This is a genomic window from Paraburkholderia yinzeri (genome assembly GCF_046581065.1).
Lineage (GTDB): Bacteria > Pseudomonadota > Gammaproteobacteria > Burkholderiales > Burkholderiaceae > Paraburkholderia.
In genome coordinates this window covers 451,069-477,634 of sequence record NZ_JBFOCJ010000001.1, presented here as the reverse complement: position 1 = coordinate 477,634, position 26,566 = coordinate 451,069, and the positions used below count along the sequence as shown (strand labels likewise).

Below are 26,566 nucleotides of genomic sequence, written 5' to 3'. Positions count from 1 at the left end.
CCTCGATACCCCGTCGGCCCGGCATCGCGCGCAGGCCGGCTGGCGCGGTATGATCGGACCGATACCTCAATGCAAGCGCCCTCTAACATCGACTATGCGAGGAGATCCGCATGACTGACACCGCTGGCTCCGTGCCGCCGTTTCCCGGGTTTCCCGGCTTCCCGCCCGCCGAGATGCTCGACCGCATGTGGGGGATGATGCGTCTCACGCCGTTCGGCAGCGCCTTCCCGGGCAGCGAGCCGGGCATGGCGCAAGGCCTCGGGCCCTCGCTTTCGATGATGTCCGACATCATGACGCCGCTTACCAACATCGAAGAACTCGACAAGCGCATCACCGACCTGCGCGCCGTCGAGCAATGGCTCAAGCTCAATCTGAGCATGCTGCAGTCGGCTATCCAGGCGATGGAAGTGCAGCGCGCGACGCTTTCCACGCTGCGCGCGTTCGGCGCCTTTGCGCAATCGCAGATGTCGCCGCCGCCTGCCGCCGAGTCCTCGCGCGCGTCCGCGAAGGCTGCCGCAGCCGCTGAATCCTCCGCCTCGGCCGGACCCACCGAAGCCGGCGACAACGCGCCTCCGCCGCCACCGCCCGGCTTCGACGCCTCGGCCTGGTGGAACCTGCTGCAGGCTCAGTTCAACCAGCTCGCGCAGTTCGCGATGACGCAGCCCGCGGGTGCCGCCCAGGAGGCTTCGGCGGCGAGGGCCGCGCCCGACGAGGCGGCGAAGCCTGCCGGCAAGCGCGCTACGGCCAGGCCGTCCGCGTCGCGGACGACGAAGAAGGCGCCGGCGCAGCCCGAGTGAGGCTTGCGGCGCACGTTTGAAAAACCGCGCCCGTTAGGGCGCTTACGGGGAGCGTCGGCATCATGCGGCTTGCGCTCGTGATGATGGGGGGCGGGGCGCGCGCGGCCTACCAGGCCGGCGCGCTGCGTGCGCTGGCGGAAATCGCGGAAGCCGCCGAGCCGGGACGCCGCGAGATACCGTTCACGGTGATTTGCGGCACGTCGGCGGGTGCGATCAACGCCACCTCGATCGCGAGCCACGCGGACCACTTCACCCAGGGCGCGGTGCGTCTCGCCGACTTCTGGGCGAACCTGAGCGCCGACCACGTCTATCGCACGGACTGGCCAGGCATCGCCGCCGCGGGCGCGCGCTGGCTCGGCGCGCTGGCGTTCGGCTGGGCCACCTTCGGATTCGCGGCGCGCCGTACGCCCAAGACGCTGTTCGACAATGCGCCGCTCGCCCATTTCCTCGCGCGCACGCTGAGCTTTCACCGCATCGAACAGATGCTCGACGAGCGGCGCCTGCATGCGGTCGCCGTCACGGCGCTCAGCTATTCGTCGGGGCGGCATCTCACCTTCTACCAGGCGAGCGAGCCCATCAGCGCATGGCGCCGCGCGCAGCGCACGGCGCGCATGGTCGAGCTCACGCCCGCGCATCTGCTCGCTTCGTCCGCCATCCCTTACGTGTTTCCTGCGGTGCGCCTCCAGATCGACGGCCGCCACGAGTATTTCGGCGACGGCTCGATTCGCCAGATGGCGCCGCTCAGCCCCGCGATCCACTTCGGCGCGGGACGCATCGTCGTGATCGGCGCCGCCGCGCCGGCGCCCGAGGTGCCCCTCGCGAGCCCCGATGCCTACCCGACGCTCGCGCAGGTCGGCCAGCAGGTGCTGGCGAGCGTATTCCTCGACGCGCTCGGCGCCGACATCGAACGCGTGGAGCACATCAATCGCGTGCTTCGGCATCTGCCGGAGACGGTGGAGCCCGAGAGCGGCTGGCGGCACGTGGACGTGCTCGCCATCGCGCCCAGCGAGCGTATCGAGCTCATCGCCGCGCGCCATCTGCTGGAGTTGCCGCGTTCGGTGCGCATGCTGCTGGGCGCGGTGGGCGGCAATCGCGCGTCGGGCGCGGCGTTTGCGAGCTATCTGCTGTTCGAGCAGGCGTTCACGCGTGAGCTGATCGAGCTGGGCTATCGCGATACGCTGGCTCGACGCGACGTACTTTTGACCTGGCTCAAATTGCCGACAGGTGGCGCGAACGGGCATCCGGAAGGGCGGCGGATCTGACAGATCGGCGTGCTATCATCGTGTAAGGTGGTTTTCCCGGCCGTTTCGACGTTGTTCGACCTGGTTTCACGCACTTGCTGGCCGGTCTGGCGAGTGGCCCGGCGGTAGCGAGCGAGGACGGTACCGGACGGCAGGGCTGCGACAATTCGCCGCATGTCGTTGATGGCCCCGGCACGCCGGACAGGCGGCGGGCTGGGCGGCGCGGGTGACGCCTGCGCGGATACACCGGCATTCGGGTTCCAGGCACGGAGCAGCTACCCAGGACTCGCCAGGCCGCTTCTCATTCGGTACACGGATTACTGTCCGACGGGCGCAACAGGGCTGCCGGATGCGTTTGAGTGGCCGATTACCGCGTAAAATTAAATGTTTTCGCCTGCGCGCCGCGGATTTTCGCGGGCACGCGGCACGCTACGAAATCGTCATGCGCGCGTGATGCGCAGATCAGGGGCGGGACTATGAACACGATGCTTTATCCGGAACTTTACAAATCGCTCGAATCGGTCCGATGGGACATGGAGAAGGACATCCCCTGGGACAGGTTCGACGCGTCGCTCCTCACCGACGAGCAGGCGAAGACCATCAAGATGAACGCCATCACGGAATGGTCCGCGCTGCCGGCCACCGAGATGTTCCTGCGCGACAACCATCACGACAGCGACTTCTCCGCGTTCATGAGCGTGTGGTTTTTCGAGGAGCAGAAGCATTCGCTGGTGCTGATGGAGTACCTGCGCCGCTTCAAGCCGGAACTCGTGCCGACCGAAGAAGAGTTGCACGCCGTGCGCTTCACGTTCGACCCGGCGCCCCCGCTCGAAACGCTGATGCTCCACTTCTGCGGCGAGATCCGCCTGAATCACTGGTATCGCCGCGCGGCCGAATGGCATACGGAACCCGTCATCAAGGCGATCTACGAAACCATTTCGCGCGACGAGGCGCGCCATGGCGGCGCCTATCTGCGCTACATGAAGAAGGCGCTCACGAACTTCGGCGACGGCGCGCGCGCGGCGTTCGCGAAGATCGGCGTGCTGATGGCCTCGGCGCGCCGCACCGAAAAGCCGCTGCACCCCACGAACCTGCACGTGAACCAGGCGCTGTTCCCGCGCGACACCGTGCAGTCGCGCCTGCCCGATCCGGAATGGCTCGAGCGCTGGCTCGACGAGCAGATCCGTTTCGACGACGGCTGGGAGAAGAAGGTCGTCGAGCGTATCCTGCACAACCTGTCGATCCTGTTCGAACGCACGTTCAACACGGCGCAGGAACTGAACCGCTACCGCAAGGAAGTGGTCTCGCGCCTGCAATCCGATCAGGGCACGCAGCAGCCCGCCTGAGCGCCGCGTGCGCCGGGCCGGCTTGAAGCCGGCGGGCGCGCCAGGCGATCGGCATGATCGGGACGGCCCGGGCGCTCGTGCGTGCCGGGCCGTTTGTTTTGGCCTTCCGTCCGAGGCCTTGTTCGCTTCAACCGAGTCCCATCCGATGCCCGCTTCCTTCGAACGCAAGATCACGACGCGCGAGGCGCTCGCGCAACTGCGGCCCACACTGGCCGGTCCGGTGGTGTTCACCAACGGGGTTTTCGACATCCTGCACCGCGGGCACGTCACCTATCTCGCCGACGCGAAAGCGCTCGGCGCGACGCTGATAGTCGGTGTGAACAGCGACGCCTCGGTACGCATGCTCGGCAAGGGCGACGACCGCCCGATCAACACGGAAGCCGACCGCATGGCGCTGCTCGCGGCGCTGGAAAGCGTGGACTGGGTGGTGGGTTTCGGCGAGCGCACGCCGATCGAACTGATCGAGGCCCTACGCCCGGACGTGCTCGTGAAAGGCGGCGATTACGACATGGACGCGCTGCCCGAGTCGGCGCTCGTGCGTGGCTGGGGTGGCCGGGCGCTGGCGATTCCGTTCGAGCACGACCGCTCGACCACGAAGCTGCTCAAGAAGGTGCGCACCCAGGCGAGCTGAGCGCCCGCGGGGCCGCGGCGCCCTACTTGCCGCGCCGTTACTGCGCGAGCGTCGAGGCTTGCACCGCGGGGTCGGCCACCGGACCGCCCACCACCGGCACGTCGACGGATTCGGATGCCGCGATCGGCCGCACGCCGAGCCGCTCCGGGTGGATCTGCCGGGTCAACGGCTGGGTATCGCGCAGGCCCGAGGCGGGTGTCGGGCCGAAGACGCCTCGCAGCGCCCCGAAGGCGAGAACGTTGGCGAGTATCAGAATGGCGAGCAGCCAGCGCAGCATCGTGTGAAGCTCCGTCGTTATCCGTCGTTATCGTTAGGGACGACCCATGCGGGAGGGCCCGCATGGAACCGCCAGCAGGAACCACCCGCAGGAACCGCGCGGTCAGGACCGCGCCGCGATCAGCGCGAGGCCCGCGAGCACCAGCGCGTCGTGGCGAGTATGCGGCACCTTGAGCGCCGCTGTCACTTCGGCGGCCGCGCCGCCGCTCACCACCAGCCGTACCGGCTCTTCCCATTCGCGCTGCAGATCGGTCCACGCGCGCTCGATCAGCGCCGCCTGGGCAAGCGCGCAGCCCGCCGAGATGGAGCGTTTGGTGTCGGCGGCGAAGAACGGGCCGGCTTGCGCGGCGTCCGCGCCGCGGGTCGCCGCGTCCGCAGCGCCGCCGATCAGACCACGCGCTGAAGACGCATCGAGCACCGGCAACTGCGCGGTGTGCTCTCCGAGCGAGCGCATCATCAGCGTCCAGCCCGGCGCGATCAGGCCGCCGACGAAGCGGCCGTCCGCGCGCAGCGCTTCGAGCGTCGTGGCGGTGCCGAAGGTCGCGATCAGGAGCGGCTCGTCGGGAAACGCCGCGCGCGCGCCGATCAAGCCCGCCCAGCGGTCGCTGCCGAGCGAGCCGGGCGTCGTGTAGCCGTTGGTCACGCCGCATTGCTGCGCGCTCGCGCGGACCACGGTGCGCGGCAGTCCCGGCCAGCGCGCCTCGATTAACGCATCGATACGCTGCCCGACCACGTCTCCCGCGACATTCGAGATCCAGGCGCCCGAGGGCGCCGGGAGGTTCGACCAGCCAGGCAACTCAGCCTCGCCGTCGAACAGGCTGCTGTGATTCGCCGCGCCCGCATGCGTGCGTGTGCCCATGGCGTCGGCGATGGCCCATTTGATCCGGCTGTTGCCCGCGTCGATCAGCAGAAAGGGCGGCGGCTGGGATAGATCGGCCGCCGCGCTCATGCGCCGCCGCCCGCGATGCGCAGCGAGATATCGCCCGTCGCGACGGTCTCCCGGCCGTGCGCCGTATCGACGAGCAACTGGCCGCGCTCGTCCACGCCCACCGCCACCCCGCGCATCAGTTCCCTGCCCTGTTCGTAGAGCGTCACCTCGCGGCCCGCGTAGGCGTGGCAGGCGTTCCAGCGCGCCTGGAACGGCGCGAAACCGCCTTCCGCGAAACGTTGCAGCGCGCTTTCGAGCGCGTTGAGCTCGGCGGCGAGCGTGTCGGTGAGATTCGCGCTGGGCCAGGCGCGCGAGAGCGCCGTGGGCGTCGTGCCCGGCACCGCCGCGGCGTCGGCGCCGGCGTTCAGCGCATCGAGCTTCGCGGCCAGTGCGTCGGCGCCGCGTACGTTCGTGCCGATGCCGATCACGACGGCCGTCGCGTCGGGCGTGCTCCAGGCCGTTTCGACCAGAATGCCCACCAGCTTGTCGCCTTCGAGCAGCACGTCGTTCGGCCACTTGAGCGCGATCTGGCCGGGCGCGGCCACGGGCAGCGTGCGCAGGCCGTCCACGAGCGCCGAGCCCAGCGCGAGGGAGAGGCCCGCGAGGCCGTCGAGCGGGCGCGGCAGCACGCAGGCGAGCGAGAACAGCAGCGCGTCGCCGGGCTGCGCGACCCAACTGCGGCCGCGCCTTCCGCGGCCCGCGGTCTGCAGGTAGGCCACGCGCACGATCGGCCGCGCGAGGGCGTTGGCGCGCTGGGGCAGGGCCTTCATGCGCGCCATCAGGTCGGCGTTGGTCGAGCCGGTTTCCTCGACGATCTCGATGGGCCAGTCGTGGGCGGCCGGGCCGAACAGGGTCACCGCGCGGTCGCGGTCGATGCGCCAGTCGCCGGCGGGCGGCGTTGCGTGGGAGGAGGTTGCGTTCATGAGGCGTATTGTAGTGGCTGGCGGCGCGGCAGCCGCGCGGGGTTTGCGGGGCCCCGGCCCGGCCGCCGCGCCGGACATGCGCATCCGTGCGCGCCCGTACCGCCTAAACGGGGTGCGTTCGCTACAATGACGGCTCCCTCTCCCGCCCGAGCGCCCCGCCTTGATCCAAGAGATGCCGCCCGGCCTCGAAATCGCGGCCGGCCCCCACGGAAGGATCGTCCGCCTTTCCGGTCAGTGGACCGCGCTGGCCCTCGCACGAGACCGCGAGCGGGGCGGTGCGGTTTTGCGCCTGCGCGCGCTCGCGCTCGGACGCGAGCCGGTCGGCCAGTGGGACCTCTCGGGCGTCCAGCACATGGACCACGTGGGCGGCCAGGCGCTCTGGCGCGTCTGGGGCCACAAGCTGCCCCCCGACCTCGTGGCGCTCACCGATACCCAGCGCGACATCTTCAACCGCATCGCACTGCTCGATTCCGTGCGCGAGCCGGTGGAAAAGGTGGTCCGCATCGATCCGGTGACGCGGTTCGGGCTCGCGATCTTCTCGTTCTTCGACCACCTGTACGGCGGCATTGCGATGCTCGGCCGCGTGATCCTCGACCTGCTGCTGATCGCGCGCAAGCCGAAGCTCACGCCCTGGATCGAGATCTCGGCGAATATCTACAACGCGGGCGCGCGGGCACTGCCGATCACGGCGCTCGTGGCGTTCCTGATCGGCATCGTGCTGTCGTATCTTTCCGCGCAGCAGTTGCGGCTCTTCGGCGCGAACCAGTACATCGTCAACATTCTCGGACTCGCGGTGATCCGCGAGCTCGGGCCCGTGCTCTCGGCGATCCTCGTGGCCGGCCGCTCGGGTTCGGCCATCACCGCGCAGATCGGCGTGATGCGCGTGACCGAGGAGCTCGACGCCATGCGCGTCATGGGCATCCCGCACGGCCTGCGCCTCGTCATGCCGCGCGTGATCGCGCTCGGCATCGCCATGCCGCTGCTCGTGACCTGGACCGACATGATCGCGCTCACCGGCGGCGCGCTCGCGGCAAAGCTCGTGCTCGGCATCGACGCTTCGTATTTCGTGCGCTCCCTGCCTGGCGTGGTACCCATTGCGAACGTATGGATCGGCCTCGGCAAGGGCGTGGCGTTCGGCATGCTCATCGCCATCGTCGGCTGCCATTTCGGCTTTCGCATCAAGGCCAATTCGCAGAGTCTCGGCGAGGGCACGACCACCTCGGTCGTCAGCTCGATCACGATCGTCATCCTCGCCGACGCCGTGTTCGCGATCCTGTTCCAGAACGTGGGGCTGTCATGAGTACGATCGGCACCCGGGCCACGCCGCTCAGGGAGGTGGTGCGCGATTTGCCGCTGCCCGCCATCGGCGAGCCGGTGGTCGAGGTGCGCAATCTCAGCAAGCGCTACGGCCGCAACGTCGTGCATCAGCATCTGAACCTCGATATCCGGCGCGGCGAGATCGTGACGATCGTGGGCGGTTCCGGCTCGGGCAAGACGACGCTCGTGCGGCAGATTCTCGGGCTCGAAAAGCCGACTTCCGGCAGCATCAAACTGTTCGGCGAGGATTTCACGCAGATCGACGACGAAGCCGCGCGCCTCATGCGCACGCGCACCGGCATGCTGTTCCAGCAAGGCGCGCTCTTTTCTTCGCTGTCGGTGTTCGACAACGTCGCGCAGCCCGTGCGCGAGCTGGGCAAGGTGCCCGCCGACCTCCTGCGCGACATCGTGATGCTCAAGCTGGAGATGGTCGGGCTGCCGTGCAAGCACGCCTCGAAGATGCCGGCGGCGCTGTCGGGCGGCATGGTCAAGCGGGCGGGCCTCGCGCGCGCCATCGTGCTCGAGCCCGAGTTGCTGTTTCTCGACGAACCGACGGCGGGGCTCGACCCCCACTCGTCGGACGAAGTGGTGGATCTGATCAGCACGCTGCACCGTGCGCTCGGCCTCACCGTCGTGCTGGTGACGCACGATCTCGACGCGATGGTCGCCCTTTCCACGCGCGTGGCCGTGCTGGCCCAGCGCCGCGTGCTGGTGGCGGCGCCCGTGGAGGAGGTGGCGGGCGTAGACGATCCCTTCATCAGCGAATATTTTCTGGGTATGCGCGGCCGGCGCGCGCTGCAGGCGCTGCCGCCCGAGCGGCGCGCGAAGCTGCCGCCGGCGGCGCTCGCGCCGGCATTCGGCATATAGGGGGCCGGACATGCGAGCGCTTTCTTGCCGGTTTTGGTGTTCACCCCGTGCCGCGGTCGCCAACGAGGGAATCTGACGATGGAAAACAAACCGCATGCGTTCTGGGCCGGCCTGTTCACGATCGGCCTTCTCGTCGTGATTGCGCTGATCGTCCTCTTCTTCAGCGCCGACCACACCGTCCATGTGCCGTACGACCTGATTTCGCGCTCGAACGTGACCGGCCTCTATCCGGACGCGGCCGTGCGCTACCGGGGTCTCGACGTCGGCAAGGTGGACTCGATCAAGTTCGACCCGAATCGGCCGGGGCAGATCCGCATTCGCATTCTCGTCGACCAGAAGGCGCCCATGACGCGCTCCACCTACGGCACGCTCGCCTTGCAGGGCGTGACGGGCATCGCGTTCGTGCAGCTCGACGACAACGGGCAGGATCTGTCTGCGCTGCCTTCGTCCGACGCCCACGTCGCGGAGCTGCCGCTGCGCCCGGGCCTGCTCGACCAGTTGCAGCGGCGTGGCGACGCGCTTCTGCGCAAGCTCGACCGCATTGCCGGCGACGTGGACGATCTGCTCTCGCCGGACAACCGCAGGCAGTTGATGGGCGCCGTATCGAGCCTGCAACAGGCCGCAGACAGCGCGAACACGCTCGCGAAGCAGCTCGAGCCGACCACGAAGGCGCTGCCTGGCGCGGTGAGCGACCTGCAGCGCACGCTCAAGTCCACGAACCAGTTGATCGAGAACGTGAATCGTCCGGACGGCCCGTTCCAGACCAACCTGAACAAGGCCGGCACGGCGGCGGCGCAGGCGGGCGAGGCGCTCGCCTCGATGGATGCGTCGATCCAGGTGCTTTCCACGCGCATCGGCTACGACACGCTGCCTCGCGTCGACTCGCTGACCGAGGACGTGCGCTCGGCCATGCGTTCGGTGGACCGCGCGGCGGGCACTTTCAGTACGAGCCCGAACAGCTTGCTGTTCGGCGGCGCGCCGCGGCCTGCGCCGGGGCCGGGCGAGCCCGGCTTCGTCTGGCCCGCGGCCGCAGGCGGCAAGTAAGACCCTGGCGCAGCCCCACGCGTAATACGTTCGATGCATGAAGCGCGGCGCCCCGGCGCCGCACGACCCAGAAGGAACTGCAATGTTACGCTCGACCTTTCACCCCGGCCGCGGCCCAGGCAAGGCACTGATGGTGTGCGCGGCGCTTCTTGCCGCCATGCTTCTCGCGGCGTGCGCGGGCCGTAGCGCCGCGCCTGGCGACGTCCGCTACGACCTCGGTCCGCCGACCCCGGCGAGCGCGGCGAGTGTGGCGGGGCCATTGCCGCCGCTCAAGGTGCTCGAAGTGAACGCACCGCCGCCGCTCGATAACGACAGCATCCTCTACCGCCTGAGCGGCGACGGGCAGCGCACGGGGCAGTATGCGAACAGCCGCTGGACGATGTCGCCGGCGCGCATGCTCACGCTGCGCCTGCGCGCGGCGCTTGGCGCGCACGCGACGGTGCTCTCGGGCGCCGACGCCGTGCAGGCGCCGATGCTCAAGATCGAGCTCGACCAGTTCGAGCAGGTGTTCGACAGCCAGACTTCGAGTTCGGGCGTGGTGGCCGGGCGCGCGACCCTGATGCAAGGTGCCAGGATCATCGCGCAGCATGTGTTCGTCACGCATGCGGCGGCAAGCTCCCCCGACGCGGCGGGCGGCGTGCGCGCGCTGGCGGCGGCGAGCGACGACTTCGTGAATCAGGTCAGCGCGTGGCTCGCCACGCAGCAGATCGCCGCTGCGCGCTGACGTGGCGGACGCGGGAGCGTTCGCGCCGCGCTCGCTATAATCGACCGATCCCGACACCGCGTCGCGCCACGTTACGCGGCGCGACTTTCACCGGTACTTCACGCCATGACCGATTCGTTCTACAAGTACCACGTCTTCTTCTGCCTGAACCAGCGGGAACCCGGCGCCGAGCGCCCGAGCTGCGCCAACTGCAACGCCCAGGCCATGCAGGAATACGCGAAAAAGCGCGTCAAGCAACTGGGCCTCGCGGGGCCGGGCCAGGTGCGCATCAACAAGGCGGGCTGTCTCGACCGCTGCGAGGAAGGCCCGACCGTCGTCGTGTATCCGGAGGGCACCTGGTACACCTATATCGACGAAACCGACATCGACGAGATCGTCGTTTCGCATCTGCAGAACGGCCAGGTGGTCGAGCGCCTCAAGATCGACCGCTGAGGACTGCCGCACGATGAACGCCCAGACGCAGAAATTCCAGATCGACGGTCCCGTCGGCAAGATCGAATGCGCGCTCGACGTGCCCGATGCCGGCACGCCCGTGCGCGGCATCGCGCTCGTCGCGCACCCGCATCCGCTCTTTGGCGGGACCATGGACAACAAGGTCGCGCAGACCCTCGCGCGCACGCTCGTGCAACTGGGCTACACCACGTACCGCTCGAATTTTCGCGGCGTGGGCGCGACCGCGGGCACGCACGACAACGGCATCGGCGAACAGGACGACCTGCTCGCCCTGCTCGCCCACATGCGCGCGCAGCCGGGCCAGGCCGACGTGCCGCTTGTGCTCGCGGGTTTCTCGTTCGGCACGTTCGTGCTCTCGCACGTCGCGAAGCGCTACACGGAGGCGGGCGGCGCGATTGAGCGCATGGTGTTCGTCGGCACGGCCGCGAGCCGCTGGGAGGTCACGACGGTGCCGGAAAACACGCTCGTCGTGCATGGCGAACTCGACGACACGGTGCCCATCCTTTCCGTCTACGAATGGGCGCGGCCGCAGGAACTGCCGATCGTCGTGATTCCGGGGGCGGAACACTTCCTGCATCGCAAGCTGCATATCCTCAAGCGCATCATCGTCGAAGCCTGGCGTTGACCCGCTCAATCGTCCCCGTTTTTATCGGTATTTAAGGGGCGGACGGCGGGGCCGCCGGCGCGTCGTGCGTGCGCGAAAAATGCACGACAGGTACGCATAAAAGCGGCTTTAGCGAAAAAACGCCGCAACGCGGCGCGTATAATGGCCGTTCTTTTTTGTGGATGCCGCAGCCCGCGGTTCGCGGCGCGAAGGCTCCGTTCGACCTGCCGGCGCGGGTGCTTCGTGCGCGCCGTGTCCATCGTGCCGCGCGCGAACCACTTGCCGCGCAGCTGGTCCAACGGGCGCTGTTTGCGTCGGCCTGCACGGCCGCGCCGTCCGCTCACCGGATCTCCTCGACCGTGCGCCGCATGGCGCGCAAGTTCATCCAGCCCATATTCAGCCCGACCCTGAACCTATGCGTTTTCTTTCCTCCGGCCAGCAGTCTTCCTCTTTCGTTCCCTCTTCCATCGTTCGTACCGTCACGCTTGGCGCCGTGCTGCCCGCCGCGCTGTTCGCGTCGGCCAGCGCTTTCGCGCAGGTGCCGCCGCCCGCGGTGACCGCGCGTTCGTGGGTGCTGGTCGATGCGACGGCCAACCAGGTGCTCGCTGCGGGTAACGCCGACGAACGTGTCGAGCCGGCTTCGCTCACGAAGCTGATGACGGCCTACCTCGTGTTCGAGGCGCTGCAGACGAAGAAGATCTCGATGGAGCAGATCGTCACGCCGAGCGACGCCGTGCGCCGCGTGAAGAACGACGAGTCGCGCATGTTCATCGAGGCGAACAAGCCGGTGTCCGTGCACGACCTCGTCTACGGCATGATCATCCAGTCGGGCAACGACGCGGCCATCGCGCTGGCCGAACTCGTGGGCGGCAGCGAGGCGAACTTCGTCAACATGATGAACGCCGAGGCGCAGAAGCTCGGCATGACGCACACGCACTTCGCCGACGTCAACGGCATGCCCGACCCGAATCACTACACGACGGCTGGCGACCTCGCGACGCTCTCGACGCACCTGATCCGCGACTACCCCGAGTACTACAGCATCTTCTCGGTGAAGGACTTCACCTACAACAAGATCAAGCAGCCGAACCGCAACCGCCTGCTGTGGATCGACCCGACCGTCGACGGCCTCAAGACCGGCCATACCCAGGCGGCCGGCTACTGCCTGATCGCATCGGCGCGGCGCCCGATCGCCGGTGGTGGCGAGCGCCGTCTCGTCTCCGTGATCATGGGCGAGCAGAAGGAGCACGACCGGGTGCAGGACAGCCTGAAGATGCTCAACTACGGCTATAGCGCCTACGACACCACGCGCATCTATCAGGCGAACCAGGTGATCGCCACGCCGCGCGTCTACAAGGGCGCCGACGATGCGGTGAAGGTCGGCGTGAAGAAGGATCAGTACGTGACGCTGCCCAAGGGCGCCGCCGACAAGGCCAAGCCTCAGGTCGACCTGACGAGCCCGCTGATCGCGCCGCTCGCGGACGGCCAGCAGGTGGGCACGGCGAAGTTCGTCGGCGCCGACGGCAAGGTGCTCGCGCAGTTCCCGATCGTCGCGCTGCAGGCGGTGCCGCAGGCCGGCATCGTCGGCCGCGTGTGGGATTCGCTGATGCTCATGTTCAACAAGAAGAAGTAATGAACGGCCCGACACCCGCGCCCGGCGCGTCCGGCGTGCCCGGTGACATGGCTCCGGAGCCGCTCGTCTGGCTCAACGGCGAGCTCACGCCGCTCTCCGAAGCGCGCGTGCCGGTGCTGGACCGCGGCTTCATTTTTGGCGACGGCATCTACGAAGTGGTGCCGGTCTATGCGCTGGCGGTTGTTGGCGGGCACCGGACGGTGCGCGTGCCGTTTCGCGTCGCCCAGCATCTCGCACGCCTCGCGCGCGTGATCGAGGCGAACGAAGCCGCGGGTGCGCTCGCGCGCGACGAGCACGCGAGCGTCTACCTGCAGGTGACGCGCGGCGTCGCGAAGCGCGCGCACGCGTTTCCGGCGGACGTGCGGCCCACGGTGCTCGTGATGGCGAACCCCATGCGCCTGCCCACCGACGCCCAGCGCGCCGGCGGCGTGGCCTGCGTCACTGCCGAAGACCGCCGCTGGCTGAACTGCGACATCAAATCGACCTCGCTGCTCGGCAACGTGCTGATGGCGCAGCATGCGGTCGAGCACGGCGTGTTCGAGACGATCCTGCTGCGCGATGGGTGGCTAACCGAGGCGTCGTCGTCGAACGTGTGGGTGGCGCAGGACGGCGCGCTCTTTGCGCCGCCGAAGAGCCACCTGTTGCTCGAAGGTATCCGCTACGGGTTCGTCGAGGAGCTGGCGCGCGAATGCGGCATTCGCTTCGAGGCGCGCCAGATCGACGAAGCCGCGCTACGCGCCGCCGACGAGATTCTCGTGACTTCGGCGACGAAGGAAGTGCTGCCGGTGACGTCGCTCGACGGCAACGCGGTCGGCAGCGGCCAGCCAGGGCCTGTCTATGCCGCGCTCTACGCGGCGTATCAGCGCGCGAAGGCGCGCCTGGCCGCCGGCGCGCACGCCCAATGCTTTCAGACTATCGCGGCCGCGTCGCTGCAAGGAGCAGGAAAATGAACCAGGCCTCGAGTCCCCAATCTGACGCCAGCCCGAAAGCAACGCTGATCGAGTTTCCGTGCGACTTCCCGATCAAGGTAATGGGCAAGACACACCCGGAATTCGCGCCGACCATTGTTGGCGTGATCCGTACGTTCGATGCGGGCTTCGACGAGGGCGCCGTCGAAACGCGCCCGTCGAGCGGCGGCAACTATACGGGCCTCACCGTGACCGTGCGCGCGACGAGCCAGGCGCATCTCGACGATATCTATCGCGCGCTCACCGGGCATCCGATGGTGAAGATCGTGCTGTGAACGCGGGAGCGTCGTGGCGACAGAGGGCGTATCGCTTACGGCAAAGCGTTCCACGGGTTGAGGATCGCGACGCCGGTTGCAGCGAAGTCAGCGACATTGCGCGTCACGACGGTCATGCCATGCACAAGCGCGGTTGCCGCAATCAGCGCGTCCCGCTCGGAGCGGGGGTCCGGTACGTGCAGCCGGGCGCAGCGCTGAGCTACTGCCGTGTCGACCGGCAATACGCGCCCCGTGAACTCGGGCAGCACATGCTGATCGAGCCATGTCCTTAACAGCGCGCCTTGTGCCGCGTCCCGCTGCTCGATTCGCAAAACACCGGTTTCCAGCTCCATGATCGTGATGGCGGAAACAAACAGGGCGGCAGCATCAACGGTTGTCGTCCATGCCGCAACGTTGGCATCGGCCTTACCCGTTCGTACCTTGCGCAGTTCGGAAACGACGTTGGTATCCAGAACGAACATCATCAGAATTCAGCCGGCCGGGCGGTGATCGTGACGCGCGGCGGATCGAATTCAATGTCCTCGAGCCCGGGCATCGCGAGAGCGTCGGCAATGTTGCGGCGCTGCTGCGTAAGCCTTTGATATTCCTCGAAACTCAGCAGCACGTGGGCTGGCTTGCCGCGGTCCGTGATAAACACGGGGCCGTCCTTTGTGGCTTTCTTTGCCTTGGTTACATCCTGATTGAGTTCCCGGCTCGACAGGGTCGTGATTGTCATGATGACACTCCCGGCTGCATAATTGTAGGTACGTTACTACATATGCGGATGCGTTGCAACCGGTTCACGGCCCGTCCCCCACGCGCTCGCGCAGCGCGGCCGCCGCGGCCGCCGCGGCCGTCATGACCGGCCCCGCCTCGCATGCATCCTCGTAAAGCCGCCGGAAGCGCGCGACCTCGTCGAACACCCACGCGCGGAAGGCCCGCACGCGTTCGGTCTCGAGCCGCTGCGGCGTGCAGATGAAGTAGTAGCGCCAGGGGCTCGGGCCGTCGATGTCCTTGAAGAGCCGCACGAGCCGTCCTTGCGTGATCTCGTGCATCGCGAGCGAGCGCCGCACGAGCGCGATGCCCTGGCCGTCCATGGCCGCCTGCAGCAGGTTCGACGAGTCCTGATACAGCACGCCGCGCTTCGGCTCGGGCAGATCGGTCAGGCCCGCCGCATCGAACCACGGACGCCACAGTTCGTCGTCCGAGCGCAATAGCGGCAGTTTCGCGATCTCCCGCGGGTCGGTGGGCAGCTTGCCGCCGCGGAAGTTCGGCGAGCAGGCGGGAAAGAAGATCTCGTCGAGCAGCAGTTCGGCGTGCAGACCCGGGTAGTGTCCGTAGCCGAAGCGGATCGCCACGTCCACGTCGTCGCGGGTGAAGTCGGTGAGCTGATTCGTCGACTGTAGTTCCACGTCCCACTGCGGGTGCGCCTCGATGAAACGGCCGATGCGCGGCGTCACCCAGCGCGCCGCGAACGACGACAGCATCGAGACCACGAGCCGCCGGTCGCGGTCGCCGGCGCGGATTTCGTGGGTAGCGTGCGCGAGTTGGCTGAGCGCGTCGCGCACCTGGCCCGCATAGCGGCGGCCGGTGTCGGTGATGCGCACGCGCTTGCCGTCGCGCACGAACAGCGCGACGCCCAGTTCGGCTTCGAGGGCGCGGATCTGGTGGCTGACGGCGCCGTGCGTGACGAACAGCTCGTCGGCGGCGCGCGAGAAGCTCTCGTGGCGGGCGGCGGCCTCGAAGGCCTTGAGCGCGTTTAGCGCGGGGAGCTGGCGGAGATCCATATCGTAATTTTTCTCACATAGCCGTGAAAATTGATCGTTTTGCTCAAGCCCTTGATACGCCTACGATTGTAGCCATCGGAGCCGGTTCGGCGGAGGCGAAAATGAGAGAAATTTCTTCGGATATCACGTTTGAAGTGCTCGTGGATCAGGTGTCGTCGGTGCGGGTGGCGCGCAGCACGCGGATCACGGTGCGCTGCGGTGCGGTCTGGATTACGCGCAGCGACGACACGGCCGATTACTGGCTCGAGCCGGGCCATACCCTGCGGCTGCGGCGAGGCGAGCGCCTGTGGATTGGCGCGGAAGGAGGCAAGGCCGCCTGGGTGGCATTCGAATCGCCTGCCCACCTCGGCGAGCGCGTGTTCGACATGCTGGTGCGCTATGCGGCGCGCTTCGGGGTTCACAAGGGCAACGGGTGGTATTCCGTTTGACGGTCCTGCATGGGCCCGGTGTTTGGGTCCGGTATTCGAGGGGGCGGACGTTGATTCGCCCCTTTTCATGTCCGGCGGGGTTGTCCCGATTTCGGTAAACTCCCGCAATCATGTGCGCCACCCCGGTATCACCCCTGCAAATACCTTCCGACCCTGCTGAGCCGGAAGCGGCTTTCCCAAGGAATCCTGTGTCGGCAGTTCCCGTCGTGCAGCGCTGGCGCGGCCTCGAGCCGTACCAGGCGAGCTTCGACGCCATGCGCGAGTTCACCGCCGCTCGCACGGCCGACACGCTCGACGAAATCTGGCTCGTCGAGCATCCTCCCGTCTTCACGCTGGGCCAGGCCGGCAAGCCGGAACACCTGCTCGTCGCCGATAGCGGCATACCGCTCGTGCAGATCGACCGCGGCGGCCAGATCACCTATCACGGTCCCGGCCAGGTGGTGGCGTATCTGCTGCTCGATCTCCGGCGCCGCAAGCTCATGGTGCGCGAACTGGTCGAGCGCATCGAGGAGGCCGTGATCGAAACGCTGGCGGCGTATAATCTCGCCGGTGCGCGCAAGGCCGGCGCGCCCGGCATTTACGTGCCGGAACAGGCCGGCGGCGCAAGCGCCGCGCACGTGGGCGCGAAAGTCGCCGCGCTGGGCCTGAAGATCCGCAATGGCTGCAGCTATCACGGCGTGAGCCTGAACGTCTCGATGGACCTGAACCCGTTCCTCGCGATCAATCCGTGCGGTTATGCGGGCCTCGAAACGGTCGACATGGCCACGCTGGGCGCGAGCGCGAGCTGGCGCGACGTGGCCGCGATGCTGGCGGCGCGGCTCGAAGCGAATCTCGCCGCGCATCATGCAGCGCAGGCAAAGAACACAGGCGCGATTTCCGCGCCAACGCTTTCGGTGGCCGAAGCGGCCGCCGCAGACCCGGCAGCCGAAGCGGCTCGACCGGACCCGGCCGCAGGCGGCTGAAGATTGACCGCCGCTCGCGCGGCCCGAGAGGGCGGGCAACCGCCGCAACCGCAGGCCGGCACAGCACCGGCGGCCTGACTGGATCGACAGAATGAGTGACGTAAGCACCAACGCGGGCGCCAATACCGGCACCAATGCTGACACGAACCCCGCCACCGGGGCCGCTTCCTACGACGCGACCGCGAAGCAGAAAGCGCAAGCCAAGACCTCGCGCATTCCCATCAAGGTCATCCCCATCGAGAAGCTCAAGAAGCCGGAATGGATCCGCGTGAAGGCGGCCACCGGCAATTCGCGCTTCTACGAGATCAAGAACATCCTGCGCGAGCACAACCTGCACACGGTGTGCGAGGAAGCGAGCTGCCCGAATATCGGCGAGTGCTTCGGCAAGGGCACGGCGACGTTCATGATCATGGGCGACAAGTGCACGCGCCGCTGCCCGTTCTGCGACGTCGGCCACGGCCGTCCCGATCCGCTCGATCCGGACGAGCCCGCGAACCTCGCGCGCACGATCGGCGCGCTCAAGCTCAAGTACGTCGTGATCACGAGCGTGGACCGCGACGACCTGCGCGACGGCGGCGCCGGCCACTTCGTGGAGTGCATCCGCCAGGTGCGCGAGCAGTCGCCCGAAACGCGCATCGAGATTCTCACGCCGGACTTCCGCGGCCGTCTGGACCGCGCGATCGGCATCCTGAACGCCGCGCCGCCCGACGTGATGAACCACAACCTCGAAACGGTGCCGCGCCTCTACAAGGAAGCGCGCCCGGGTTCGGACTACGCGCACTCGCTCAAGCTGCTCAAGGACTTCAAGGCCCTGCATCCCGAGGTCGCGACGAAATCAGGCCTGATGGTGGGTCTGGGCGAAACCGAGGAAGAGATTCTTCAGGTGATGCGCGATCTGCGCGCGCACGACGTGGACATGCTGACCATCGGCCAGTATCTCCAGCCTTCGGAGCACCATCTGCCGGTGCGCGCCTACGTGCATCCCGACACCTTCAAGATGTACGAGGAAGAGGCGTACAAGATGGGCTTCACGCACGCGGCCGTGGGCGCGATGGTGCGTTCGAGCTATCACGCCGACCTGCAGGCGCACGGCGCGGGCGTTGTCTGACCGAAAGGTCGGTCGAACGCCGTTTTGAAGTGCCCGGTCAGCCGCGCGCCGAAAAATCGGCCCATCCCGCGAAAAGCCCGCGTTTAGCGGGCTTTTTTGCGCCTATGCGCAGCGCGTTTGCGATGCACGATACGAACATCCGCATTCCGCGCGCGTTTTCCCCCCGTTCGGCGCGCAAAGCCATGCCCGATCGGGTCATTAGCTATCGCGGATAAATTAGAACCGGTTGCCGCCAGACTCCCTATAGTCGGGTTCTTCGCTCTATTGAAATCCTTGCTCACGGAGTTTGTACCGATGAAACGCGCTCATGTCTCGTCGCGCCTTGCCCGACCTCTTGCGGCCTCATTAGCCGTTGTCGCCGCGCTGGCCTGTGCTTTCGGCGCGAGCGGCGCGCAGGCCGCCGACAGCGGTTCCCACGAGGTCGTGATCGCCTACCAGGACATGGTGGTGCCGTGGCGCTACGCGCAGGCAACGGGCGAGGTCGAAAAGGCAACCGGCTACAAGGTCACTTACCGCAAGCTCGCGGGCGGCGCCGACGTGATCCGCGCGCTCGCCTCGGGCTCCGTGCAACTCGGCGAGGCCGGCTCCAGCCCGATCGCGGCGGGGCTCTCGCAGGGCCTCGACATTTCGCTGTTCTGGATTCTCGACAACATCAACGACGCCGAAGCCCTCGTCGCGCGCGACGGCTCCGGCGTGACGAGCGTGGCCGGCCTCAAGGGCAAGACGATCGGCGTGCCTTATGTGTCGACGTCGCACTTCCATACGCTCGTCGCGCTCGAAAACGCGGGCGTCAATCCCGCTGACGTGAAGATCGTCAACCTGCGTCCGGCCGAGGTCGCGGCGGCCTGGCAGCGCGGCGACATCGACGCGGCCTACATCTGGGACCCCGTGCTTGCGCAGGTGAAGAAGAACGGCCACGTGCTGATCACGTCGGGGCAGGTGGCGAAGGCCACGGGCAAGGCGACCTTCGACGGTTTCGTCGTCGACCGCCGCTTCGCGAAGGACAACGCCGACTTCCTCGCGAAGTTCGTGAAGGTGCTCGCCGCCACCGACGCCGACTACAGCGCGCATCGCAACGCATGGACCGCCGCGTCGCCGCAGGTGCAGGCGGTGGCGAAGGAGTCCGGCGCGAACCCGCAGGACGTGCCCGCGAGCCTCGCGCTCTACGCCTTCCCGACGCCCGCCGAACAGGCCTCCAAGACGTGGCTGGGCGGTGGCGCGCAGTCGGGCGCGGCGCAGTCGCTGCTCGCCACCGCGACCTTCCTGAAGGCGCAAGGGACGATCCAGAACGTGTTGCCCGATTATTCGGTGGGTGTCGATCCGCAGTTCGTGCAGCACGCTTCAGTACATTGACTGGCGCATGGATCGGCGCACCGAGTGTGCCGACAGGAAGACCGCATCATGAGCACGCTTGAAATCCGCAATCTGGGCGTCGTCTACGACGGCGCCACACGTGGCGCGCCGCCCAGCGTCGCGCTCGCGAACGTCGATCTGAACGTGGAGAGCGGCGAGTTCGTCGTCGCACTCGGCGCGTCGGGCTGCGGCAAGACCACGCTGCTCAACTGCATCGCGGGTTTTATCCAGCCCGCGCAGGGCGAGGTGCGGGTCAATGGTGCACGCGTGACGGGGCCGGGCGCCGATCGCGGCGTGGTGTTCCAGAAGCACGCGCTGATGCCGTGGCTCGACGTGCTCGGCAATGTCGCGCTCGGGCTGCGCTTCCAGGGCGTGCCCAGGCCCGAGCGCGAGCGCATCGCGCGCGAGCAGCTCGCCCTGGTCGGGCTGGAGCCGCATGCGCGCTCGCGCGTGTACGCGCTTTCGGGCGGCATGCAGCAGCGCGTGGGGCTGGTCCGCGCACTCGCGAGCGATCCGCAGATGCTGCTGATGGACGAGCCGCTGGGCGCGCTCGACGCGATGACGCGCGAATCGATCCAGGAGCTCGTGCTGGACGTCTGGGGGCGCACGAAGAAGACGGTGTTCTTCATCACGCACGATGTCGAGGAGGCGCTCTTTCTCGCGACGCGCGTGGTCGTGATGACACCGGGTCCGGGGCGTATCGAGCACGAATACGCGCTGCCGTTCGCACGGCGCTATCTGCAGACGCGCGACGCGCGCGCGGTGAAGTCGTCGCCGGAATTCATCGAGTGGCGCGAGCGGCTGATTCGGCTGCTGCACGCGCGTGCGCCCGAACCGGCGTTGTCGTGAGGAGGATGCCATGAGCGTGCCGCAGGAATCGTTGCATGACGTCGCATTGAAGGCGCGTCCTTCCGGGCAGAGTGCGCCGCGCGCGTCCGAAGCGCCCGGTGCGTCCCGCGAGGCTTCGGCCAAAGTCTGGCGCATGCCCGGCGAAGGCCCGACCGCGGCGCTTTCCGCGGCCTCCGTCGCGGGGCTCGCGCTGCTCTGGTGGCTCGCCACCCATCTGCACTGGCTGCCGCCGCTCTTCCTGCCGACGCCCGAGGCGGTCTGGCAGGCGTTTATCGACGCCTCGCACGGCCGCATCCAGGGCGGCCTGCCGCTCTCCGAGCATCTCGCGTGGAGCGCGTTGCGCGTGTTCGGCGCGTTCGCGCTGGCGGCCGTGACGGCGATTCCGGTCGGCATCCTGATGGGCGTCTCGCGCGTCGCGCGCGGGCTGCTCGATCCGCCGCTGGAGTTCTACCGTCCGCTGCCGCCGCTTGCCTATCTGCCGCTCGTCGTGATCTGGTTCGGCATCGACGAGACCGCCAAGATCGTCGTGATCTGGCTCGCCTGCTTCGCGCCGATCGCGATGGCCGCGCGGGCGGGCGCGCGCAGCGCGACCGTCGAGCAGATCCGCGCGGCGAGCTCGCTGGGCGGCAGCTTCTGGCAGATCGTGCGTTTTGTCGTGCTGCCCGCCGCGCTGCCCGAGATTCTCACCGGTTTGCGGATTGCCATCGGCTTTGGCTGGACCACGCTCGTGGCGGCGGAGATGGTGGCCGCGACCGCGGGCCTCGGCCAGATGGTGCTCAACGCGTCCAGCTTCCTGCGCACCGACGTCGTGGTGATGGGGATCGTGCTGATCGGGCTCATTGCGTGGGGCTTCGATCTCGGCATGCGCGCGCTCGAACGGCACCTCGTGCCGTGGAAAGGGCGCGGCTGAGGCCGCCATTTCCCGGGCTCACCTTGCTTTTTCGTGACGTCGCGCCTCGTGCGCGGCGTTTCGCCTTTCCGGAAAGCCATACGCGCGTCGTCCGGCTTTCCGGAAATCCGGATTTTCTTGCTGTTTCCAGGACAGAAAAGCCTTGCAGATCAAGGCTTTCGGCGCTCAAGCCATCTGGCATCAACCTTGCGAAAAAGAGTGCGCGGCCACCTAGGCCCGACAACTAAATGAGACCGGACTCAGGGCTCCAGCCCTTGACCCGGTCGACAAGGAGACAGCCGATGTCCGTTACCCCCTCCCGGTTTCGCTGATTCCCCGTTCTGTTGCGGCCCGCGTCGCGCGAAGGCTTTCGCTCGCGCTGCGGCCATCGTTTCACTTTCAGACTCAGGAAAGACCGTGAAGAAACCCTTCCACAAAGTGCTCTACGTCCAGGTGATCGCCGCGATCGTCGTGGGCGTCATCCTCGGCCACTACGCACCGGCGCTTGCCATCGACATGAAGCCGCTAGGCGACGGCTTCATCAAGCTCATCAAGATGGTGATCGGCCCGATCATCTTCTGCACCGTCGTGACCGGCATCGCCGGCATGGAGGACATGAAGAAGGTGGGCCGGGTGGGCGGCAAGGCGCTGCTCTACTTCGAAATCGTCTCGTCCTTCGCGCTCCTCTTCGGCCTGATCGCCACGCACGTGCTCAAGCCGGGCTCGGGCTTCAACGTCGACGTCCATACGCTCGACGCCAAGGCGGTCGCTTCGTTCGCCGAGAAGGCGCACGGCCAGAGCTCGGTCGACTTCCTGATGCACATCATTCCGGACACGCTGTTCTCGGCGTTCGCGCAAGGCGAGATCCTGCAGATCCTGCTCATTGCACTGCTGTTCGGCTCGGTGCTCGCGCAGATCGGCGAGCGCGGCCGCGTCGTGACGGAGTTCATCGAAAGCGTTTCGGGCGTGCTGTTCGGCATCGTCAAGATCGTCACGAAGCTCGCCCCCATCGGCGCCTTCGGCGCGATGGCCTTCACCATCGGCAAGTACGGCGTGGGCTCGCTGATTCCCATGCTCAAGCTGATCGGCACGTTCTACCTCACCTCGGCGCTGTTCGTGCTGATCGTGCTCGGCGCAATCGCGCGCTATGTGGGCTTCTCGATCGTGCGCTTCGTGGCGTACATCAAGGAGGAACTGCTGATCGTGCTCGGCACGAGCTCGTCGGAGTCGGCGCTGCCGCAGCTCATGCAGAAGCTCGAACGCCTCGGCTGCTCGCGCTCCGTGGTGGGCCTCGTGGTGCCGACCGGTTACTCGTTCAACCTCGACGGCACCAACATCTACATGACGATGGCGGTGCTTTTCATCGCCCAGGCCACCAACACCGACCTCACGCTGACCCAGCAGCTCACGCTGCTCGCGGTGACGATGCTCACCTCGAAGGGCGCGAGCGGCGTGACCGGCGCGGGCTTCATCACGCTCGCGGCGACGCTTGCGGTGGTGCCCACCATTCCGCTCTCGGGCATGGTGCTGATTCTCGGCATCGACCGTTTCATGAGCGAGTGCCGGGCGCTCACCAACATCATCGGCAACGGCGTGGCGACCGTCGTCGTGTCGGCGTGGGAGAAGGAGCTCGACCGCACGAAGCTGCGCGCCGTGCTGTCGGGCGAAGTGGAAGTGAAGGAGGGCGCGGGCGCCTGAGGCGCTGCGCCCCGAACCGTTTTGCTGCGGCCCCCTCGCCGCCTTGCAGCGCGCCATTCCCCTGTGGCGCGCTGCGTTTTTACCCAAGGCCGGCGCGGCTCGTATCGGCGAGCCGCGCTGGCCGCCCGCTGCCGGGCGTGTGCCACAATCACACCATCCCTGTTCGACCGACTGGACACCGCTGTCGTGACGCGCCGCCTGCTCATCCTCCTCGTGCTCGCCGCCGGGCTCGTCGCGGTCTGCGCCCTGACGTGGACGCTCGCCTGGAAGAGCGGCATCGACTCGCTGCGCCGCGACGCCGCCGTGCGCGGCGATCGCACGACGGCCGCGCTCAAGAGCACGCTGGAGCGTTACGAGTCGCTGCCCTATATCGTCGGCGAGCATCCGCTCGTGCAGGACGTGCTGGAGGATCCGAGGCCCGAGTGGGTGAGCGCGGCCAACCGCTACCTCGAAGACGTCAACCGCCACGCGCGCGCGACCACGACCTACCTCATCCGTCCTGACGGCTACTGCATCGCGGCCAGCAACTGGCGCGACGCGGACAGCTTCGTGGGCGGGCAGTACCGCTTCCGGCCTTACTTCATTGATGCGGCGAAGGGCGGTGTGGGCCGCTTTTTCGCCATCGGCACGATCTCGCACGACCCGGGCTACTACCTCTCGCAGCCCGTGCGTCGCGACGGCCGGTTCGTTGGCGTCGTGGTGGTCAAGCTGAACCTCGAATGGTTTCCGGGCACCGACGCGACCGAACCGCTCCTCGTCACCGACGATCACGGCGTGATCTTTCTCTCGTCGGTGCCCGCGTGGAAGTACCGCACGGTGCGTCCGCTACCTGCCGATATCGCGGCTTCGATCGACGAAACGCAGCAGTACGCACGCCAGCCCCTCACGCCGCTGCCTACTCACGTCGAACGCGTGCTCGAAGACGATGCCGACATCGTGCGCATCGGCCGTGGCCTGCGTGCGCCGCGCTATCTGGAGACGCGCCGCGCGCTGGGCGCGCCGGACTGGCATCTCGTGACCCTGTCGCCGGTGAGCCCGGTGGTCGATGCCGCGCGCAGCGTGACGGTCATGACGGGGTTCGGCTACGTGTCGCTGTGTCTGCTCGGCTTCTACTGGCGCCAGCGCCGCGCGCGCGTGAACGAGATGATCAAGAGCCGCGCCATGCTGCAGAAGGCGTACGCGATGCTCAACGAACGCGTGGCCGAGCGCACGGCCGATCTTTCGCAGGCCAACGAGCAACTGCAGCGCGAGGTGCACGAGCGCGCGCGCGCCGAGGCCGAATTGCGCGCCGCGCAGGACGAACTGATCCAGGCGAGCAAGCTCGCGGCGCTTGGCCAGATGGCGGCCGGCATCACGCACGAGCTGAACCAGCCGCTCGCGGCGCTGCGCAGCTTCTCGGACAACACGCGCGTGTTTCTGGAACGCGGCCAGTATGCGGCGGCGCACGAAAATCTCGAGTCGATCGGAGCGCTGACCGAGCGCATGGGCAAGATCGTCAACCAGCTCAAGCTCTTCGTGGGGCGCGCGCGGCCGCGCAGCCTGCGCTCGCCGGTGGCGCCCGCGCTGCGCAATGCGCTCGCGCTGCTCGGCAAGCGACTCGCGGGCGTGAGCGTCGCGCTCACGCTGACCGACCGCACGGAGCACGCGGATGCGGCCGCGGTCGCCTTCGATCCGCATGGCGGCCACCCCGAACTGGTCGCGCAGTGCGACGACCTGCGGCTCGAACAGGTGCTCATCAACCTGATCGGCAACGCGCTCGACGCGGTGGCGGGCACGCCCGCGCCACGCATTGCGATCGGGATCGAGGCCGACGCCGCGACGCTCGCGATCGACGTGCGCGACAACGGTCCCGGCATTCCCGACGACGTGATGCCGCGCCTCTTCGAGCCGTTCTTCACGACGAAAGAGATGGGGCAGGGGTTGGGGCTTGGCCTTGCGATCTCGTCGTCGATCGCGCGCGACTGCGGCGGGTCGCTCGCCGCGCAAAACGAACCGGACGGCGGCGCACGCTTCGTGCTCACGCTGCGCCGCGCGCAGGTGAGCGCGGCGCGTGTGCCGGCCGCCGATGTCTGAACCCGTTGAATCAGGATAGCGAACGAACATGGTGACGCAGCATGTGACCCGGCACGCCGGCCGGGTGCTCTATATCGAGGACGACGAACTGGTGCGGCGCGCGGGCGTGCAGAGCCTGCAGCTAGCCGGCTTCGACACGACCGGCTTCGCTTCGGCCGAAGCCGTGCTGCCGATCATCGACGCCGATTTCGCGGGCGTCGTGGTGAGCGACATCCGCTTGCCGGGCGCGAGCGGGCTCGACCTGCTCGCGCAGTGCCACGAGCGCGCGCCGGACGTGCCCGTGATCCTCGTTACGGGCCACGGCGATATTTCGATGGCCGTGCAGGCAATGCGCGACGGCGCCTACGACTTCATCGAAAAGCCGTTCGCCGCGGAGCGCCTGACCGAAACCGTGCGCCGCGCTCTGGAGCGCCGCACGCTGGTGCTGGAGAACCTCGCGCTGCGCCGCGAACTGGCGGGCCAGAACCCGCTCGCGCCGCGCATCATCGGCAGGAGTCCGGTCATCGAGCAGGTGCGGCGCCTGATCGCCAACATCGCGCCCACGGACGCCGCCGTGCTCATCAACGGCGATACGGGCGCGGGCAAGGAGTTGATCGCGCGCAGCCTGCACGAGCTCTCGCCGCGCCGCGGCAAACCGTTCGTCGCCGTGAACTGCGGGGCGTTGCCGGAGCCGATGTTCGAATCGGAGATGTTCGGCTTCGAGCCCGGCGCCTTCACGGGCGCGACGAAACGCCGGATCGGCCGGATCGAGCACGCCTCGGGCGGGACGCTTTTCCTCGACGAGATCGAGAGCATGCCGCTTTCGCTGCAGGTGAAGCTCCTGCGCGTGCTGCAGGACGGCGTGCTGGAGCGGCTGGGCTCGAACCAGCCCGTGCGCGTCGATCTGCGCGTGGTGGCGGCGGCCAAGGGCGACATGAGCGAACACGTGGCGGCGGGCACCTTCCGGCGCGACCTGCTGTATCGCCTGAACGTCGTGACCATCGCGCTGCCGCCGCTGGCCGAGCGCCGCGAGGACATCGTGCCGTTGTTCGAGCATTTCCTGCTCGACGCGGCCGTGCGCTACCAGCGTCCCGCGCCGCTCCTCACCGAACGCGACCGCATGCGTCTTGCCCAGCGCGACTGGCCGGGCAACGTGCGCGAGCTGCGCAATGCCGCCGATCGCTACGTGCTGGGGATTCCCGACGATGCCGCCGCGCCGGCGGATGGCGGCGCGGCGCCGCCGCAGCCGCTGAAGGAGCGCGTGGAACAGTACGAGCGCGCGCTGATTGCGGATGCGTTGGCGCAGGCGGGCGGCGCGGTCGCGCAGGCCGCCGAACAACTGCAGATGGCGAAGGCGACGCTCTACGAAAAGATCCGCCGCTATGGGCTCGTGGTGCGGGGCGATCAGGAGGTGCGTTGAGGCGCGCTCAGGTC

The 26,566-nt window shown here is 67.8% G+C and carries 28 protein-coding genes; 22 read left to right on the top strand and 6 right to left on the bottom strand.

Translation table 11 applies throughout. The features are described 5' to 3' along the window. The first annotated feature begins 110 nt into the window (after positions 1-110). The 4 genes from WJ542_RS02300 to rfaE2 all read left to right on the top strand — a co-directional run bounded on the left by WJ542_RS02300 (position 111) and on the right by rfaE2 (position 4,015). Positions 111-797 (top strand): PhaM family polyhydroxyalkanoate granule multifunctional regulatory protein, encoded by a 687-nt coding sequence (locus tag WJ542_RS02300; RefSeq protein WP_411187489.1) that lies wholly within the window; start codon positions 111-113, stop codon positions 795-797. Positions 798-859: 62 nt separating this feature from the next. Then, positions 860-2,059, top strand: coding sequence for a patatin-like phospholipase family protein (locus tag WJ542_RS02295; protein WP_411187487.1), 1,200 nt, complete (start codon positions 860-862; stop codon positions 2,057-2,059). A 455-nt stretch (positions 2,060-2,514) separates the two neighbouring features. Next, positions 2,515-3,384: a ferritin family protein gene (locus WJ542_RS02290; RefSeq protein ID WP_411187485.1), complete on the top strand. Its 870-nt coding sequence runs from the start codon at positions 2,515-2,517 to the stop codon at positions 3,382-3,384. A 145-nt stretch (positions 3,385-3,529) separates the two neighbouring features. Then, complete coding sequence (rfaE2, locus tag WJ542_RS02285) at positions 3,530-4,015, top strand: D-glycero-beta-D-manno-heptose 1-phosphate adenylyltransferase (protein WP_411187483.1); 486 nt, start codon at positions 3,530-3,532, stop codon at positions 4,013-4,015. Between the two features lie 37 nt (positions 4,016-4,052). On the opposite strand, the gene WJ542_RS02280 is transcribed toward rfaE2, so the two are convergent. The 3 genes from WJ542_RS02280 to WJ542_RS02270 form a co-directional block, all read right to left on the bottom strand. After that, the gene (locus tag WJ542_RS02280) at positions 4,053-4,292 is read right to left on the bottom strand and encodes a hypothetical protein (protein WP_411187481.1); all 240 of its coding nucleotides are present in this window, start codon (positions 4,290-4,292) and stop codon (positions 4,053-4,055) included. 102 nt (positions 4,293-4,394) lie between these two features. Further along, positions 4,395-5,240: a type III pantothenate kinase gene (locus tag WJ542_RS02275; RefSeq protein ID WP_411187479.1), complete on the bottom strand. Its 846-nt coding sequence runs from the start codon at positions 5,238-5,240 to the stop codon at positions 4,395-4,397. Further along, the gene (locus tag WJ542_RS02270) at positions 5,237-6,142 is read right to left on the bottom strand and encodes a biotin--[acetyl-CoA-carboxylase] ligase (RefSeq protein WP_411187477.1); all 906 of its coding nucleotides are present in this window, start codon (positions 6,140-6,142) and stop codon (positions 5,237-5,239) included. Before WJ542_RS02270 ends, WJ542_RS02275 begins: the two co-directional genes overlap by 4 nt. A gap of 172 nt (positions 6,143-6,314) precedes the next feature. On the opposite strand from WJ542_RS02270, the gene WJ542_RS02265 reads away from it, so the two are divergent. From WJ542_RS02265 to WJ542_RS02225, 9 genes are all read left to right on the top strand, one after another. Further along, positions 6,315-7,442: an MlaE family ABC transporter permease gene (locus tag WJ542_RS02265; RefSeq protein WP_411190453.1), complete on the top strand. Its 1,128-nt coding sequence runs from the start codon at positions 6,315-6,317 to the stop codon at positions 7,440-7,442. Continuing rightward, positions 7,439-8,326, top strand: coding sequence for an ABC transporter ATP-binding protein (locus WJ542_RS02260; RefSeq protein ID WP_411187475.1), 888 nt, complete (start codon positions 7,439-7,441; stop codon positions 8,324-8,326). The genes WJ542_RS02265 and WJ542_RS02260 overlap by 4 nt, the downstream gene beginning before the upstream one ends. A gap of 78 nt (positions 8,327-8,404) precedes the next feature. After that, positions 8,405-9,370, top strand: a complete 966-nt coding sequence (locus tag WJ542_RS02255; RefSeq protein ID WP_411187473.1) for an MlaD family protein — start codon at positions 8,405-8,407, stop codon at positions 9,368-9,370. Positions 9,371-9,452: 82 nt separating this feature from the next. Then, positions 9,453-10,094 carry an ABC-type transport auxiliary lipoprotein family protein gene (locus tag WJ542_RS02250; RefSeq protein WP_411187471.1) on the top strand — a complete coding sequence of 214 codons (642 nt, stop codon included), beginning with the start codon at positions 9,453-9,455 and terminating at the stop codon, positions 10,092-10,094. A 105-nt stretch (positions 10,095-10,199) separates the two neighbouring features. Continuing rightward, positions 10,200-10,526 carry a (2Fe-2S) ferredoxin domain-containing protein gene (locus WJ542_RS02245; RefSeq protein ID WP_411187469.1) on the top strand — a complete coding sequence of 109 codons (327 nt, stop codon included), beginning with the start codon at positions 10,200-10,202 and terminating at the stop codon, positions 10,524-10,526. A gap of 13 nt (positions 10,527-10,539) precedes the next feature. Next, positions 10,540-11,172: an alpha/beta hydrolase gene (locus WJ542_RS02240; protein WP_411187467.1), complete on the top strand. Its 633-nt coding sequence runs from the start codon at positions 10,540-10,542 to the stop codon at positions 11,170-11,172. A 394-nt stretch (positions 11,173-11,566) separates the two neighbouring features. Further along, positions 11,567-12,784: a D-alanyl-D-alanine carboxypeptidase family protein gene (locus tag WJ542_RS02235; RefSeq protein WP_411187465.1), complete on the top strand. Its 1,218-nt coding sequence runs from the start codon at positions 11,567-11,569 to the stop codon at positions 12,782-12,784. Continuing rightward, the gene (locus WJ542_RS02230) at positions 12,784-13,734 is read left to right on the top strand and encodes an aminotransferase class IV (RefSeq protein WP_411187463.1); all 951 of its coding nucleotides are present in this window, start codon (positions 12,784-12,786) and stop codon (positions 13,732-13,734) included. The genes WJ542_RS02235 and WJ542_RS02230 overlap by 1 nt, the downstream gene beginning before the upstream one ends. After that, positions 13,731-14,027, top strand: coding sequence for a DUF493 family protein (locus WJ542_RS02225; protein ID WP_411187461.1), 297 nt, complete (start codon positions 13,731-13,733; stop codon positions 14,025-14,027). Before WJ542_RS02230 ends, WJ542_RS02225 begins: the two co-directional genes overlap by 4 nt. A 35-nt stretch (positions 14,028-14,062) precedes the next feature. Here the strand turns inward: WJ542_RS02225 and WJ542_RS02220 are convergent, their stop codons facing one another. The 3 genes from WJ542_RS02220 to WJ542_RS02210 form a co-directional block, all read right to left on the bottom strand. Further along, positions 14,063-14,491 carry a type II toxin-antitoxin system VapC family toxin gene (locus WJ542_RS02220; RefSeq protein WP_411187459.1) on the bottom strand — a complete coding sequence of 143 codons (429 nt, stop codon included), beginning with the start codon at positions 14,489-14,491 and terminating at the stop codon, positions 14,063-14,065. Then, positions 14,491-14,742 (bottom strand): type II toxin-antitoxin system Phd/YefM family antitoxin, encoded by a 252-nt coding sequence (locus WJ542_RS02215; RefSeq protein ID WP_411187457.1) that lies wholly within the window; start codon positions 14,740-14,742, stop codon positions 14,491-14,493. The genes WJ542_RS02220 and WJ542_RS02215 overlap by 1 nt, the downstream gene beginning before the upstream one ends. Before the next feature lie 64 nt (positions 14,743-14,806). Continuing rightward, positions 14,807-15,793: a transcriptional regulator GcvA gene (locus WJ542_RS02210; protein WP_411187455.1), complete on the bottom strand. Its 987-nt coding sequence runs from the start codon at positions 15,791-15,793 to the stop codon at positions 14,807-14,809. 101 nt (positions 15,794-15,894) lie between these two features. Between WJ542_RS02210 and WJ542_RS02205 the strand changes: the two genes are divergently transcribed. From WJ542_RS02205 to WJ542_RS02165, 9 genes are all read left to right on the top strand, one after another. Then, positions 15,895-16,221 (top strand): DUF2917 domain-containing protein, encoded by a 327-nt coding sequence (locus WJ542_RS02205; RefSeq protein WP_411187453.1) that lies wholly within the window; start codon positions 15,895-15,897, stop codon positions 16,219-16,221. 110 nt (positions 16,222-16,331) lie between these two features. After that, complete coding sequence (gene lipB, locus WJ542_RS02200; RefSeq protein ID WP_411187451.1) at positions 16,332-17,183, top strand: lipoyl(octanoyl) transferase LipB; 852 nt, start codon at positions 16,332-16,334, stop codon at positions 17,181-17,183. Positions 17,184-17,274: 91 nt separating this feature from the next. Then, positions 17,275-18,291: a lipoyl synthase gene (gene lipA, locus WJ542_RS02195; protein WP_411187449.1), complete on the top strand. Its 1,017-nt coding sequence runs from the start codon at positions 17,275-17,277 to the stop codon at positions 18,289-18,291. Positions 18,292-18,585: 294 nt separating this feature from the next. Then, entirely contained in the window at positions 18,586-19,644 is a 1,059-nt protein-coding gene (gene tauA, locus WJ542_RS02190; RefSeq protein ID WP_411187447.1) for a taurine ABC transporter substrate-binding protein, read from the top strand. Between the two features lie 48 nt (positions 19,645-19,692). After that, on the top strand, positions 19,693-20,493 hold the full coding sequence (locus WJ542_RS02185) for a taurine ABC transporter ATP-binding protein (protein WP_411187445.1): 801 nt from the start codon (positions 19,693-19,695) through the stop codon (positions 20,491-20,493). Positions 20,494-20,503: 10 nt separating this feature from the next. Further along, on the top strand, positions 20,504-21,403 hold the full coding sequence (locus WJ542_RS02180) for an ABC transporter permease subunit (protein ID WP_411187444.1): 900 nt from the start codon (positions 20,504-20,506) through the stop codon (positions 21,401-21,403). A gap of 396 nt (positions 21,404-21,799) precedes the next feature. Then, entirely contained in the window at positions 21,800-23,080 is a 1,281-nt protein-coding gene (locus WJ542_RS02175; RefSeq protein WP_411187442.1) for a dicarboxylate/amino acid:cation symporter, read from the top strand. Between the two features lie 147 nt (positions 23,081-23,227). Further along, positions 23,228-25,153 carry a sensor histidine kinase gene (locus tag WJ542_RS02170; RefSeq protein ID WP_411190452.1) on the top strand — a complete coding sequence of 642 codons (1,926 nt, stop codon included), beginning with the start codon at positions 23,228-23,230 and terminating at the stop codon, positions 25,151-25,153. A 28-nt stretch (positions 25,154-25,181) separates the two neighbouring features. Next, positions 25,182-26,552 (top strand): sigma-54-dependent transcriptional regulator, encoded by a 1,371-nt coding sequence (locus WJ542_RS02165; protein WP_411187440.1) that lies wholly within the window; start codon positions 25,182-25,184, stop codon positions 26,550-26,552. Positions 26,553-26,566 lie beyond the last annotated feature (14 nt).